The sequence below is a fragment of the Streptomyces fulvorobeus genome, from assembly GCF_013167895.1.
Classification (GTDB): Bacteria; Actinomycetota; Actinomycetes; order Streptomycetales; family Streptomycetaceae; genus Streptomyces; species Streptomyces fulvorobeus.
This window is the reverse complement of sequence record NZ_BLWC01000001.1, coordinates 1995127-2008660: the sequence shown is the minus strand read 5'-3', so window position 1 is coordinate 2008660 and position 13534 is coordinate 1995127. Positions and strand designations below refer to the sequence as shown.

Sequence of the window (13534 nt, the reverse complement as noted above, 5' to 3'; positions counted from 1 at the left end):
GCATCACGGGATACGTGCGGGGTGTCCGCAGGGTGCGCATTACCCTGCGGGCATGACCACGCTTTCGCCGTACGACAACATGTCCCCGGTCGCCCAGGCCGCCTACCGGGCACGCGCCGCCGCCGCTGACATAGCGCCACTCCCGCGCGCGGCGAAGGACGACGCGCTGCTGGCGATCGCGGACGCGCTCGAAGTGCGCACGGGCGAGATCGTCGCCGCGAACGCCGAGGACGTCGCCCGCGCCCGTGCGGCGGGGACCGGTGAGTCGATCGTCGACCGGCTCACCCTCACCCCCGAGCGCGTCCGCGCCATCGCCGCCGACGTGCGCGACGTGGCGGCCCTGCCCGACCCGGTCGGCGAAGTGGTGCGCGGCTCGACGCTTCCCAACGGCATCGACCTGCGGCAGGTCCGCGTGCCGCTCGGCGTGGTCGGGATCATCTACGAGGCCCGTCCCAACGTGACCGTGGACGCCGCCGCCCTCTGTCTGAAGTCGGGCAACGCCGTACTCCTGCGGGGCTCCTCCTCCGCCTACGCCTCGAACGTCGCCCTCGTCCGGGTGGTGCGCGACGCGGTCGGCGGCTCCGGTCTCCCCGCCGACGCGGTGCAGCTGGTACCGGGCGAGAGCCGTGACTCGGTACGGGAGCTGATGCGCGCCCGCGGCCTGGTCGACGTGCTGATCCCGCGCGGCGGCGCCTCCCTGATCCGCACGGTCGTGGAGGAGTCCACGGTGCCCGTGATCGAGACCGGCACCGGCAACTGCCACGTCTACGTGGACGCGCGGACCGACCTCCGCATGGCCGTCGACATCCTGATCAACTCCAAGGCGCAGCGCCCGAGCGTGTGCAACGCCGCTGAGACCCTGCTCGTCCACAAGGACGTCGCCGACCAGTTCCTCCCGCTGGCCCTGGACGCCCTGGCGGAGGCCGGGGTGACGGTCCACGGCGACGAACGGGTCATGGAGTACGCCGAAGGCTCGAAGGCCACCGTGGTCGAGGCGACGCCGGAGGACTGGGAGACCGAGTACCTCTCGTACGACATCGCGGCGGCCGTCGTCGAGTCGCTGGACGCCGCCGTCGCGCACATCCGGCTCTGGTCCTCGGGCCACACCGAGGCGATCGTGACCACGTCGCAGGCCGCGGCCCGCCGTTTCACCCAACTGGTCGATTCCACGACGGTCACGGTGAACGCCTCCACACGCTTCACGGACGGCGGCCAGTTCGGCTTCGGCGCCGAGATCGGCATCTCGACGCAGAAGCTGCACGCCAGAGGCCCCATGGGGCTTCCGGAGCTGACGTCCACGAAGTACATCGTGACCGGCGACGGCCACATCCGGTAGCCGGGGGGAGCGCCGCCGGATGTGTGCGCTCCCTGCCCAAAGCGACCGGGCGCGGCTACGCTGAAGCTGTGCCGGACGACGTGGGAGGCAGGCCGTTCCAGGACGGCTGGGAGCCCGACGACGACCGCGGGGGCGCGGACGAGGACTTCGCCTCCGTGGTGTTCGACGAGGACTTCGTACGGGCCGCCGAGGTCCATGAACCCAGCGCGGTGGAGCGGCTGGTCTCGGCGGCGGAGATGCGCGCGGAGGCCGAGGCGGCCCGGGCGCGACCGGGCGGCGGTCCACTCGACGAGGACGGCTACGAAGGCCATGAAGCGGACGGCGTGTACGGCCGCGGACGGGCCGCGGAGGGCACGGCCGGCCCCGAGGGGGACGATGAGGACTACAGCGGCCCCTACGGGCGGCACGGCGGCGCGCTGCGCCCCTACCGCGGCACGGCACGCTGGCACCGGCCGGTGGCCTGGCTGCTCGCCCTCCTGATGGGCGTCGGCATGGTCGCACTGGCCTTCTCCGCCGTGTACCGGGGCGCCGCAGGCGACAGCCAGGACCAGACCCCGCAGCCGGTGACGAGTGGCGTCGACGAGCCGGGCGCGAACCCCTCGGTCCCGGCCGTCCACTCCCGCCCCGCGGTCTCCGCCGTACCCCGCACCCCCTGACGGCCGCCGCCCGGACCGTCCCGCACGCCGTCCTTCTTCTGGCCTCCCCCGCGTTTACCTTCCCTCCGATCGACCTACCCTGAAGATATGACCCCTTCTGGGAGGGGCTTCTCACTGTCCGCACGTGCGTCCGAGCACGCGCCGGACAACCTGCCCGACGCCTTTCCGGCCGCAGCGGACCGTACCGCTCCCGGCCCTCCGGCCGGTGACGTGGAGATCGGGAGAAGTCATGACTGGTCGCGGAGAACCGCCGGAAGGGCCGCCCGAGAACCACGCGGGCGGCGAGGACGAGTACCGCTCGCTCGTCTTCGACGAATCATTCGTCCGCGCTGCCCGGCTCCAGGAGTTCTCCGCGCAGGAACGCATGGGCGACCACGCCCTCGCCGTCCGCTCGCTGCCCGGCCGCGCCGCCCGCCACGGCTCCAGGGCCGCCCTCGCCATCGTGGTCCTCATCGCCCTGGCCTTCGCCACCGCCCTCTACATAGGCTTCCGCCACCCTTTTCCGCCGCCCGCCACCAGACAGGCCGAACCGCTCAGGTCGACCGTGGTGCCCCTCGCACCCCGGGGCACCGTGCCGGGCGGTACCCCGGACGCCCTCTACGCGGCGAGCCCGGCCGCCGAATTCCGCGAAGGCGCCGAAGGGATCAACCTGCCCCTGGTCCGGCGTACGCCCAGCTTCTCGGAGAGTCAGGTCATGGCCGCCCTGAGCACGGTCAGGGAGTACCTGGCGGGGTCCTCGCTCGACGCCGACGTACTGACCGGGGCGACCACCCGGCCGGTCGAGCGCCTCCTGGACCCCGATCAGAGGGACCAGTTCGACCGGAGCATGAGCGCACCGGTCGACGACGGCCGGCACTCCGCCACCGGCTGGCTCGTGCGCTTCGACGCCAGGAGCGTGGAGCTCGCCGATCCGGGGATCAGGGTGCAGGGGACGCTCGCCTACGCGGAGGTGGGGTCGGACACCCTGGAGGTGGTGTCCGACCACACGTTCACCTACGCGCTCCGCCCGGTCGCCTCAGTCCCCCGGAACGTGGACGACGCCTCGCTCTTCACCGTACGGCGGGAGCTGCGCTTCCACCTCGACCGGGAGGATCTGCGCCTGCACCGCCTGGAGGTGCGGACGGCCCAGGTGCAGGCCGGGCCCCAGTCGTGCTCGGCTGACACGGCTGGTGCGCTGGCCCCGCTGCTCGCCGGCGAGCGGGCGGACGGGCGCGGACCGGCCGGCACGGACCCCTACACCACGGGCCCGCGCACGGCGGCGCTGTGCGGAACGCTGGCGGTCAGCTCCGGTCCGTCCCGGAACCCTCCTGCGGACCTTCCGGCCGGCGGTTCCCCGGCCCGTCCGTAGCACCGGAGCCCGCGCCCGCGCCCCCGCCGCCGCCGCCGGTGAACCTGTCACGGAGCTTGCCGCCCAGATCCCCCGCACCGCCCGCGATGTCGCCCACCAGCTTCATCAACGGGTCCTTGCTGGTGCGCACCGTGTCCGCGTAGTGCGAGGCCGACTCCCGGAAGGAATCCGTGACGGAGGCGTCCTTGTCCTCGTCGCGCCGGGGTAGTGGCCATCCATGATCCGCTGGTGGTCCCGGGTCTCCGACCACTTCTTCAGCTCGGCGGCCCGCACCGCGGTGAACGGATGGGAGCGGGGCAGCACGTTGAGGATCTTCAGCACGGAGTCGCGCAGGTCGCCGCCCTTCTCGTACTCGTCGGCCTGGGCGAGGAACGCGTCCACGTTCATCTCGTGCAGATGGTTGCCGCCGGCGATCTTCATCAGGCCGCGCAGCGAAGCCCGCAGATCCTGTCCCACCAGCAGCCCCGCCCGGTCCGCCGACAGCTCGGACTTGCGGAACCACTCGCGCAGCGCCGTCACTATCGCCATGATCGCGACGTTGCCGAGGGGAATCCAGGCGATCTTGACGGCCAGATTGGTGAGGAAGAGCAATATCGTCCGGTAGACCGAGTGGCCGGAGAGCGCGTGGCCCACCTCATGGCCCACGACGGCCCGCATCTCCTCCTCGTCCAGCAGTTCGACCAGACCCGTCGTCACCACGATGATCGGCTCCTCCAGACCGATGCACATCGCGTTAGGCCGGGGGTCCTGGCTGACGTACATCGGTGGGACCTTCTCCAGGTCCAGGATGTAACAGGCGTCCCGCAGCATGGCGTTGAGATGGGAGAACTGGGCGTCACTCACCCGGACGGAGTCCGAGAGGAAGAGCAACCGCAGGCTGCGCTCGGGAAGGAGCCCGCTGAGCGCCTTGAACACGGTGTCGAACCCCGTCAGCCGGCGCAGGGCCACCAGGGCGGAGCGGTCCGCCGGATGTTCGTACGCCCGGGAGGAGATTCCCGGGAATCGCCTGCGCTGCCTGCTCGGCACGTTCTCGTGGCTGTTTTCGGTCATGGAAGGCCCCCTGTTTTGTACGAGATGTCGCTCGTCCCCCTGGCAGTTCTCAGCGTAGGTGCTGGCGCCACGGTGTGCGGAGGGCTGTGGACAACTTCGAGGAACGCCCGAAACGCCGTACACCGTCGCACTGCTCGCCGCCGCGTCCGGGGCCCAGGGGCCGGGCGACACGCTTCGGATCGTGCTGATCGTCTCCATCGGCGGAGCCACCCTGCTCGGCTGGCTCCTCCTGCGCGGACACCGCAACGAGGAGACCAACGACTGAGTCGGCGTGAGCGTGCCCGAGGCGCCCGCATACGATGTCGGCGACGTCTTCCCTCCGACTCCCGACGAAAAGGTCCCGCCGAAGATGAGCCTCACGAGCACCGCGCACCAGCTGGTCACTCTCGCCTCCGAAGGCGGCGAGTCCGGTGGTAACCACGAAAGCCTCAACCCGTACCTCACCGGCGGCGGTGCGCTCCTCGCGCTGCTGGTCCTGCTGTGGATCACCACCCGCTTCAACCGCGACCGCTGAGGCAGAGGCGTACGGCCGTACCAGTAGGGTCTGCACGCATGGGAGAGCAGGAAGTGCCTACCGGACGCGCCAAGCGCCGACTCGGCGTGATGGGCGGGACGTTCGACCCGATCCATCATGGACACCTGGTGGCGGCCAGTGAAGTGGCCGCCCAGTTCCATCTGGACGAGGTCGTCTTCGTCCCGACCGGGCAGCCGTGGCAGAAGAGCCACAAGCAGGTCTCGCCGGCCGAGGACCGCTATCTGATGACGGTCATCGCGACGGCCTCGAACCCTCAGTTCTCCGTGAGCCGCCTGGAGATCGACCGCGGCGGACCGACGTACACCATCGACACGCTGCGGGACCTGCGCGCGCTCCACGGTGACGCGGACCTCTTCTTCATCACCGGTGCGGACGCCCTCTCCCAGATCCTCACCTGGCGGGACGCGGAGGAGCTGTTCTCGCTCTCCCACTTCGTCGGCGTGACCCGCCCGGGGCATGTGCTCACCGACGACGGGCTGCCGGAGGGCGGTGTCTCCCTCGTGGAGGTCCCGGCGCTGGCCATCTCCTCCACGGACTGCCGTGCGAGAGTCGCGCAGGAGAATCCGGTCTGGTATCTGGTACCGGACGGAGTGGTCCGGTACATCGACAAGCGCCAGCTGTACCGCGGCGAATGAGCCACGGAGAGGGGCACCGGTGAACGACCGACAGAATCCGTACGACCCGTACTACCAGCAGTCTCAGATCGTCGGCTACGACGAGTACGGGCAGCCGGTGTACCAGCAGCCGGGACAGCCGCAGGCGCAGCAGCCGTACGACCCGTACGCCGAGCAGCCCCAGCAGCCCCAGCAGGGTCAGAACGGCGACCAGGGCTACGGGTACGACCCGTACGCGCAGTTCCCGCAGCAGCCCCAGGGTTACGACCCATACGCCGCACAGCAGCCGCAGACCGTGCCCCCGTACCAGCCGGTGCAGGACGCACACCCCCAGGAACAGGGTTACGGCTACGGCGACTACGGGCAGGGAGTGGGCGGCCAGCAGCCCGCAGCGGCGGGCGCGACCCAGCAGTGGAGCATGCCGCCGCAGGCCCCCGCCCCCGCGGTGGCACCGCCGGAGCAGGAGCGGCCATCCGAGCCGGACCCCGAACCGGTCGTCCCGGGGCAGCGGCGCGCCGCTCCCGGCTACAGCACCGAGCAGTTCTCGTTCATCGAGGAGCCCGACGAGGACTCCGAAGACGTCATCGACTGGCTGAAGTTCACCGAGAGCCGCAGTGAGCGCCGCGAAGAGGCACGGCGCCGGGGCCGCAACCGGATCGTCGCCCTGATCGTCGTCGCGGTGCTCGTGGTGGTCGCCGGCGCGGGCTACCTCTGGGCCACCGACAGCATCCCCGGCCTCTCCGGACCGGACGAGCGGAAGGCCGCCGGGGCCGGCGCGCAGCAGCGGGACGTCATCGTGGTGCACCTGCACAACACCAAGGAGGGCGGCACCTCCACCGCGCTGCTCGTCGACAACGCCACGACCGGGCAGGGCACCACCGTCCTGCTGCCGAACTCGCTCGCCCTCACCCAGGACGACGGCTCGGCCACCACGCTCGGCCGCTCCGTCGAGGACGACGGCTCCAGTGCCACGAGCGAGTCGATCGACACCCTGCTGGGCACGGACATCAGCGGCACGTGGCGGCTCGACACGCCGTACCTGGAGAATCTGGTCGAGCTGGTCGGCAACATCGAGGTCGACACCGACACCGACGTGCCCGACGCCAAGAAGGGTGCCTCGCCGCTGGTGAACAAGGGGGAGGCGCAGACCTTGAGCGGCCAGACGGCCGTCGCGTACGCCACCTACCGCGGCCCGGGCGAGCCCGAGGCGAAGCAGCTGCTGCGGTTCGGGCAGGTGGTGCGCAGTGTCCTGCGGAAGCTGTCGGAGGACCCGGCGACCGCGACGGTGACGGTGCAGACACTGGGCCAGATCCTCGATCCCTCGCTCCCCGAGCGGGACCTCGGAGCGTCGCTCGCCAAGCTCGCGGGGCGTGCCAAGGTCGGCGACTACAAGACCGCGCTCCTGCCGGTCGAGCCGGATGGAACGCTCACCGAGCAGACCACGAACAGCGTGGTCAAGGACGTGCTCGGCGGGACGGTGAAGGCGCCGGACGGCGACTCGGCCGTCCGGGTGGGCATCAGGAACGCGACCGGGAACCCCGAGGCCCTGGAGAAGGCCCGGGTACAGCTGGTCAACGGCGGATTCGCCTACGTCGACGGCGGGAAGAGCGAAACGGCGGCCTCGTCCGCCGTGACCTACCGGACGCCCGAGGACAGGGCCAAGGCGACCGAGGTCGCCAAGACACTGGGGCTGCCGACGGCCTCGGTACAGAAGGGCGAGCCCGCCGCGAACGCCGAGGTGTCCGTCGTGCTCGGCCAGAACTACAGGACGAAGTAGCGAAACGACACCGCCGGACGCTCGTCGTAGGGGCTGTCGGCGGTCCGTGAGACCCTAGAGGTTGATCTGACCGCCGACGAAAGCCTGCATGTGACCGCCACGGACCGCTCCATCGAGCTCATCAACGCCGCCGCTCAGGCGGCCGCCGACCGGCTCGCGCACGACATCATCGCCTACGACGTCAGCGACGTGCTGTCGATCACCGACGCCTTCCTGCTGGCCTCGGCCCCCAATGACCGCCAGGTCAAGTCGATCGTCGACGAGATCGAGGAGCGGCTGCAGAAGGAGCTCGGCGTCAAGCCGGTGCGCCGCGAGGGGGACCGCGACGCCCGCTGGATCCTTCTCGACTACGTCGACATCGTCATCCACGTCCAGCACAGCGAGGAGCGTGTGTTCTACGCTCTCGAACGCCTGTGGAAGGACTGTCCCGAGATCGGTCTCCCCGAAGACGCGATCAAGACCCGCGGCAAGGCCGCGGAGCACGCCCAGCTCAACGGGGTCCCGGAAGGTGAGCAGCACTGAGCGGCAGCAGCAGCGGCAGGGGCCGCAAGATCGTCCTCTGGCGGCACGGTCAGACGGCGTGGAATCTGGAGCGCCGTTTTCAGGGCTCCACGGACATCGAGCTGACCGAAGCCGGCGTCGGGCAGGCCCGCCGGGCCGCCCGGCTGCTCGCCTCTCTGAAGCCGGATGCCCTCGTGGCCTCCGACCTGCGGAGGGCGTCGGCCACGGCGGCTGAGCTCGCCGCGGTCACCGGTCTCACGGTCGAGCACGACGCGGGGCTGCGCGAGACGTACGCGGGCGCCTGGCAGGGGCTCACGCACGAGGAGATCGTCGCGCGGTTCGCCGAGCAGTACGCGGCGTGGAAGCGCGGCGAACCCGTGCGCCGGGGCGGCGGCGAACTGGAGACCGAGGTCGCCGACCGTGCCGCCCCCGTGGTGCTCCGGCACGCCGACAAGCTGCCTGATGGCGGCACGCTCGTCGTGGTCAGCCACGGAGGCACGATCCGTACGACGATCGGCCGTCTGCTCGGCTTGGAGGCCCACCACTGGGAAGGGCTCGGCGGTCTCACGAACTGCTGCTGGTCCGTTCTCGGTGAGGGCGCGCGCGGCTGGCGCCTGCTGGAGCACAACGCGGGCACGCTGCCGGAACCGGTGCTGGGCGACGACGACTGACGGCTGCCCGGAGGCCGTCTCCGGGCGGCGTCGGCCGGATTTCACTTTCTGGCCGGTCGCAGGCTAAAGTTCTTCTTGTTCGCAGCGCGGAAACGCGGGAAACAAAGCGAACAGCGGGGCTATAGCTCAGTTGGTAGAGCGCCTGCATGGCATGCAGGAGGTCAGGAGTTCAATTCTCCTTAGCTCCACAATCAAGATCCCGTCCCCTGGTGGGGGCGGGATCTTTTCGTCGTCGGCAAGGTCGGCTCCTCCGCGGGCTGACCCCCTTGCGGTGCCATGGCAGAATCGGACCGCCGGAGGGGGCGAAGGACCGATCGGGAGGAAGCGCGATGCCTGTGCGCCGCGAACTGGTCCCGGGTCCGGTCCTGGGTGACGACGGAGGAGTTCCCTACGTGTGCACGGCCTGCGGCCACAGCTGGAGCTGACTGATGGGTGCACACAGGCGTAAGTGCGACTGGTGCGGCAGTGGTACGCCCATCGTGCGGGACATGGACCCGGTCAACCCGGACTACCAGTACTGGTGCGAGGAGTGCGCGCGGGCGCTGATCATAAAAGGCGACCCCATCGAGACCTACCGGGAACTGGAGGGGGAGCCGATCTACGGCCGGCTCCTGGAGGAGCACTGCACCCTCAAACGGTTCTACTCCTTCGCCACCGCATGACCAGGAATCGGACAAAACGGACTGACCTGGAATCGATTTGCTGGAGGACCGGGGGGACCGTGTAATGTTCTCGATGTCGCCGGGGGAAACCGGGCGGCGAGCATCGAGGGGCTATAGCTCAGTTGGTAGAGCGCCTGCATGGCATGCAGGAGGTCAGGAGTTCAATTCTCCTTAGCTCCACAGCGAAAAAGGGTGGGTCATCCGGATCGGATGACCCGCCCTTTCGTCGTTCCCCTCAGCCACGCACGCCTGTTGCCCAGTGCCTCACGTCCGGCGCTCGGCAGGGCGGGTCGCTCCAGTCGTCGGCGTACAGGCCGTGGAGCAGTGCCGAGCGCCAGTCGGGGTGTCCCAGCCCTGTCCCGGCCTGGCTCCGGCCCCGTGCGGTACCCTGACGCCATGCGTGCCGTACGCCTTCTGCTTAGCGAGCCGCGCTGATCACTGCCGACCGGTGAGAACGCCTGGTCGGACCCGGCGCGGCGTCCCCTCCTGTGCGAGGGGATTTTTCGTTTCCGTAGACGTGTGTCCGTAGACGTGGGCGCCGGCAGATGACGATCGATGGAGCTTTGAGGATCATGAGCGAGACGAACACCGCAGCCGAGACGGCCGCGCCGCACCGCTACACGGCGGCGATGGCCGCCGACATCGAGGCACGCTGGCAGGACTTCTGGGACGCCGAGGGAACGTACGAGGCACCGAACCCGACCGGTGACCTGGCGGGCGATCCGGAGCTGGTCGCCAGGCCCAAGAAGTTCATCATGGACATGTTCCCGTACCCCTCGGGTGCGGGACTGCACGTCGGCCACCCGCTGGGTTACATCGCCACCGACGTCTACGCCCGCCACCAGCGTATGACCGGTCACAACGTCCTGCACACCCTGGGCTTCGACGCCTTCGGCCTGCCCGCGGAGCAGTACGCCGTGCAGACCGGGACGCACCCGAGGGCCTCCACCGAGGCCAACATGGAGAACATGAGGCTCCAGCTGCGCCGGCTGGGCCTGGGCCATGACAACCGCCGTTCGTTCGCGACGATCGAGGCGGAGTACTACAAGTGGACGCAGTGGATCTTCCTGCAGATCTTCAACTCCTGGTACGACACCGAGGCCGGCAGGGCCCGCCCGATCGCCGAGCTGGTCGCCCAGTTCGAGAGCGGTTCGCGGGCCACCCCGGACGGCCGTGACTGGAGCGCGCTGAGCGCCGCCGAGCGCGCCGACGTCCTGGGCGAGTACCGCCTGGCGTACGCCTCGGACGCGCCCGTCAACTGGTCGCCCGGGCTGGGCACCGTGCTGGCCAACGAGGAGGTGACGGCGGACGGCCGCTCCGAGCGCGGCAACTTCCCGGTCTTCAAGGCCAAGCTGCGCCAGTGGAACATGCGCATCACCGCGTACGCCGACCGGCTGCTGGACGACCTGGACGGGCTGGACTGGCCCGAGGCCATCAAGCTGCAGCAGCGCAACTGGATCGGCCGCTCGGAAGGCGCGCGGGTCGATTTCCCGGTCGACGGCGCCGGTGCCGTCACCGTGTTCACCACCCGCCAGGACACCCTGTTCGGCGCGACGTACATGGTGCTGGCGCCCGAGCACGAGCTGGTGGAGCGCATCATCCCGGCCGCGTGGCCCGAGGGCACGCACCCGGTGTGGACCGGCGGCCACGCGAGCCCGGCCGAGGCCGTCACCGCGTACCGCAAGCAGGCCGCCGCCAAGTCGGACGTCGAGCGGCAGGCCGAGGCCAAGGACAAGACCGGTGTCTTCACCGGCGCGTACGCGACCAACCCGGTCAGCGGCGAGAAGGTGCCTGTATTCATCGCCGACTACGTCCTGATGGGCTACGGCACCGGCGCGATCATGGCCGTACCGGCGCACGACACACGCGACTTCGCCTTCGCGCGCGCCTTCGAGCTGCCGATGCGCTGCGTCGTCGAGCCCTCGGACGGCCGCGGCACGGACACCACGACCTGGGACGACGCCTTCGCCTCGCACGACGCGAAGCTGGTCAACTCCTCCAACGAGGAGGTCTCGCTGGACGGTCTGGGCGTCGTCGCGGCGAAGGCGAGGATCACCGGGTGGCTGGAGGAGCACGGCGTCGGTGAGGGCACCGTCAACTTCCGTCTCCGCGACTGGCTGTTCAGCCGCCAGCGCTACTGGGGCGAGCCCTTCCCGATCGTGTACGACGAGGAGGGCATCGCCCACCCCCTGCCCGAGTCGATGCTGCCCCTGGAGCTGCCGGAGGTCGAGGACTACTCGCCGCGAACCTTCGACCCCGAGGACGCCGACACCCAGCCCGAGACCCCGCTGTCGCGCAACGCGGACTGGGTCCACGTGACCCTGGACCTGGGCGACGGCAACGGGCCCAGGAAGTACCGCCGCGAGACCAACACCATGCCCAACTGGGCGGGCTCCTGCTGGTACGAGCTGCGCTACCTGGACCCGCACAACAGCGAGAAGCTGGTCGACCCCGCGATCGAGCAGTACTGGATGGGCCCGCGCGAGGGGCAGCCGACCGGCGGTGTCGACCTGTACGTCGGCGGTGCCGAACACGCCGTGCTGCACCTGCTGTACGCCCGTTTCTGGTCCAAGGTCCTGCACGACCTGGGGCACATCTCGTCCGCGGAGCCGTTCCACAAGCTGTACAACCAGGGCATGATCCAGGCGTTCGTCTACCGCGACAGCCGCGGTATCGCGGTCCCGGCCGCCGAGGTCGAGGAGCGCGACGGGGCGTACTACCACCAGGGCGAGAAGGTCAGCCGCGTCCTGGGCAAGATGGGCAAGTCCCTGAAGAACGCGGTGACGCCCGACGAGATCTTCGGCGAGTACGGGGCGGACACCCTGCGGCTGTACGAGATGGCGATGGGCCCCCTGGACGTCTCACGTCCGTGGGACACGCGTGCCGTGGTCGGCCAGTACCGCCTGCTGCAACGGCTGTGGCGCAACATCGTGGACGAGGAGACCGGTGAGGTCACCGTCGTGGACACGGAGCCCGGCGAGGACACGCTGCGGGCGCTGCACAAGGCCATCGACGGGGTCGGCCAGGACATGGCGGGCATGCGGTTCAACACCGCCATCGCCAAGGTCACCGAGTTGAACAACCACCTGACGAAGGCCGGCGGCCCGCTGTCCCGTTCGGTCGCCGAGTCACTGGTGCTGCTGGTGGCGCCGCTCGCCCCGCACGTGGCGGAGGAGCTGTGGCGCCGCCTGGGCCACACGGAGTCCGTCGTGCACCAGGACTTCCCGGTCGCGGACCCGGCGTACGTCGTGGACGAGACCGTGACCTGCGTCGTGCAGATCAAGGGCAAGGTCAGGGCGCGTCTGGAGATCTCCCCGTCGATCACGGACGAGGAACTGGAAGCGATGGCCCTGGCCGACGAGGGCGTCGTCGCGGCGCTGGGCGGGGCCGGTATCCGCAAGGTGATCGTGCGCGCACCGAAGCTGGTCAACATCGTCCCCGCGTAACGGGTCGGGGCCATCCCCTACGGGGCAGGTCGGGGGTTTCTCTGGAACCCCTGGCCTGCCTGTTCCGTTTACGGTAGAAGCGGCGACCGGCACACCGGCAGCCGAATCGGACACCGAGGGGCGCTCATGGAAGTCGCGATCACGATTCTGGTGCTGCTCTTCGTCGCGTTCGTGGCGTTGGGTGTGTACGCGGGCGTGAAGGTCGTCGGCGCCGCGCGGCGCGGTGTGGACCGCACGGTCACGCAGGCGCGCCGCACCGTGGAGGAGACGGCGCTGCGGGCGAAGAGTTACGGGCAGCCGGGAGTACCGGGAGAGCTGGCGCAGTTGCGGCTCAGCCTGCGTACGTCGATGAGGGCCACCCAGGACGCTCTGCACGCCGGGGTGGCGGAGGACGCGTCGCTGGCGGAGTCGCTCGCGCTGTTCGAGCGGCTGAGCGTCCACGGCCGCGAGCTCGACGACGAACTGAAGCGGCTGGAGCGGGAGCCCGACCGGGCGACGGTGGCTTCACTGCTGCCCGGCCTGAAGGAACGCACCGCGCGGATCACGCACTCGGCGGAGTCGCTGCGATGGGCGGCGCGCGACCGGGCCCGGCAGTTCGCCGACGACGACCTGGACGCGCTGAGCGCGCAGATCGACCTGGAGGCGGGGGCGCTGCGGCACTGGACGGTGGCGGAGCCGTCGTCCCAGTCGTCGTCCCAGGCACCGACGAGGGCGCAGGGGTCGGCGCAGGACCATGAGGGCCAGGAGGACGGCCGGTCCGGAGCCTCCGGTCCGGCGGGGCCGGACGCACCGCAGGCGATCACGGCCGCGGACCCGAGCCGCCCGGCCGGTTATCCGTGGCAGAAGTCGGGTCAGCAGTCGGCACGGCGCGAGACGACCAACTGAACGGGGTGGTTCGCGGGCGGCCTCCCGGGGACGTTTACCGGAGTGGTTTCCCG

The 13534-nt window shown here is 70.2% G+C and carries 12 protein-coding genes, 2 tRNA genes and 1 pseudogene; 14 read left to right on the top strand and 1 reads right to left on the bottom strand.

The window, feature by feature from the left end:
• The first annotated feature begins 52 nt into the window (after positions 1-52).
• The 3 genes from Sfulv_RS09220 to Sfulv_RS09210 all read left to right on the top strand — a co-directional run bounded on the left by Sfulv_RS09220 (position 53) and on the right by Sfulv_RS09210 (position 3340).
• On the top strand, positions 53-1336 hold the full coding sequence (locus Sfulv_RS09220; protein ID WP_173313239.1) for a glutamate-5-semialdehyde dehydrogenase: 1284 nt from the start codon (positions 53-55) through the stop codon (positions 1334-1336).
• A 68-nt stretch (positions 1337-1404) separates the two neighbouring features.
• Positions 1405-1992 carry an SCO2584 family spore wall biosynthesis protein gene (locus Sfulv_RS09215; protein ID WP_173313238.1) on the top strand — a complete coding sequence of 196 codons (588 nt, stop codon included), beginning with the start codon at positions 1405-1407 and terminating at the stop codon, positions 1990-1992.
• A 229-nt stretch (positions 1993-2221) separates the two neighbouring features.
• Positions 2222-3340, top strand: coding sequence for an SCO2583 family membrane protein (locus Sfulv_RS09210; RefSeq protein ID WP_173313237.1), 1119 nt, complete (start codon positions 2222-2224; stop codon positions 3338-3340).
• Here Sfulv_RS09210 and Sfulv_RS09205 read toward each other — a convergent pair.
• Positions 3273-4390: pseudogene (locus tag Sfulv_RS09205) on the bottom strand (M48 family metallopeptidase). The gene Sfulv_RS09210 and the pseudogene Sfulv_RS09205 overlap by 68 nt on opposite strands.
• A gap of 58 nt (positions 4391-4448) precedes the next feature.
• Here Sfulv_RS09205 and Sfulv_RS09200 point away from each other — a divergent pair.
• The 11 genes from Sfulv_RS09200 (at position 4449) to Sfulv_RS09150 (ending at position 13481) form a co-directional block, all read left to right on the top strand.
• Complete coding sequence (locus Sfulv_RS09200) at positions 4449-4655, top strand: hypothetical protein (protein ID WP_256669317.1); 207 nt, start codon at positions 4449-4451, stop codon at positions 4653-4655.
• An 84-nt stretch (positions 4656-4739) separates the two neighbouring features.
• Positions 4740-4904 (top strand): hypothetical protein, encoded by a 165-nt coding sequence (locus Sfulv_RS09195; RefSeq protein ID WP_173313236.1) that lies wholly within the window; start codon positions 4740-4742, stop codon positions 4902-4904.
• A 38-nt stretch (positions 4905-4942) separates the two neighbouring features.
• A complete protein-coding gene (gene nadD, locus Sfulv_RS09190) occupies positions 4943-5560 on the top strand; it encodes a nicotinate-nucleotide adenylyltransferase (RefSeq protein ID WP_173313235.1) in 618 nt (205 codons plus the stop codon).
• A 19-nt stretch (positions 5561-5579) separates the two neighbouring features.
• Positions 5580-7316 (top strand): LCP family protein, encoded by a 1737-nt coding sequence (locus tag Sfulv_RS09185; protein ID WP_173313234.1) that lies wholly within the window; start codon positions 5580-5582, stop codon positions 7314-7316.
• A 90-nt stretch (positions 7317-7406) separates the two neighbouring features.
• On the top strand, positions 7407-7838 hold the full coding sequence (gene rsfS / locus Sfulv_RS09180) for a ribosome silencing factor (protein ID WP_173313233.1): 432 nt from the start codon (positions 7407-7409) through the stop codon (positions 7836-7838).
• Positions 7835-8488 carry a histidine phosphatase family protein gene (locus Sfulv_RS09175; RefSeq protein ID WP_173317710.1) on the top strand — a complete coding sequence of 218 codons (654 nt, stop codon included), beginning with the start codon at positions 7835-7837 and terminating at the stop codon, positions 8486-8488. Before rsfS ends, Sfulv_RS09175 begins: the two co-directional genes overlap by 4 nt.
• 115 nt (positions 8489-8603) lie before the next feature.
• Positions 8604-8676 (top strand) — tRNA-Ala (locus Sfulv_RS09170).
• Positions 8677-8916: 240 nt separating this feature from the next.
• Positions 8917-9150 carry a hypothetical protein gene (locus Sfulv_RS09165; RefSeq protein ID WP_124268198.1) on the top strand — a complete coding sequence of 78 codons (234 nt, stop codon included), beginning with the start codon at positions 8917-8919 and terminating at the stop codon, positions 9148-9150.
• 107 nt (positions 9151-9257) lie between these two features.
• Positions 9258-9330, top strand: a tRNA-Ala gene (locus Sfulv_RS09160).
• Positions 9331-9722: 392 nt separating this feature from the next.
• The gene (gene leuS, locus Sfulv_RS09155; RefSeq protein ID WP_173313232.1) at positions 9723-12596 is read left to right on the top strand and encodes a leucine--tRNA ligase; all 2874 of its coding nucleotides are present in this window, start codon (positions 9723-9725) and stop codon (positions 12594-12596) included.
• 126 nt (positions 12597-12722) lie between these two features.
• On the top strand, positions 12723-13481 hold the full coding sequence (locus Sfulv_RS09150; protein ID WP_173313231.1) for a hypothetical protein: 759 nt from the start codon (positions 12723-12725) through the stop codon (positions 13479-13481).
• Positions 13482-13534: the final 53 nt, after the last annotated feature.

Bases quoted from the DNA above. Each gene is read 5' to 3' on its own strand.
- leuS (WP_173313232.1), top strand. From the start codon at position 9,723: ATGAGCGAGACGAACACCGCAGCCGAGACGGCCGCGCCGCACCGCTAC.
- Sfulv_RS09210 (WP_173313237.1), top strand. From the start codon at position 2,222: ATGACTGGTCGCGGAGAACCGCCGGAAGGGCCGCCCGAGAACCACGCG.
- Sfulv_RS09195 (WP_173313236.1), top strand. From the start codon at position 4,740: ATGAGCCTCACGAGCACCGCGCACCAGCTGGTCACTCTCGCCTCCGAA.
- nadD (WP_173313235.1), top strand. From the start codon at position 4,943: ATGGGAGAGCAGGAAGTGCCTACCGGACGCGCCAAGCGCCGACTCGGC.
- Sfulv_RS09165 (WP_124268198.1), top strand. From the start codon at position 8,917: ATGGGTGCACACAGGCGTAAGTGCGACTGGTGCGGCAGTGGTACGCCC.
- Sfulv_RS09220 (WP_173313239.1), top strand. From the start codon at position 53: ATGACCACGCTTTCGCCGTACGACAACATGTCCCCGGTCGCCCAGGCC.
- Sfulv_RS09150 (WP_173313231.1), top strand. From the start codon at position 12,723: ATGGAAGTCGCGATCACGATTCTGGTGCTGCTCTTCGTCGCGTTCGTG.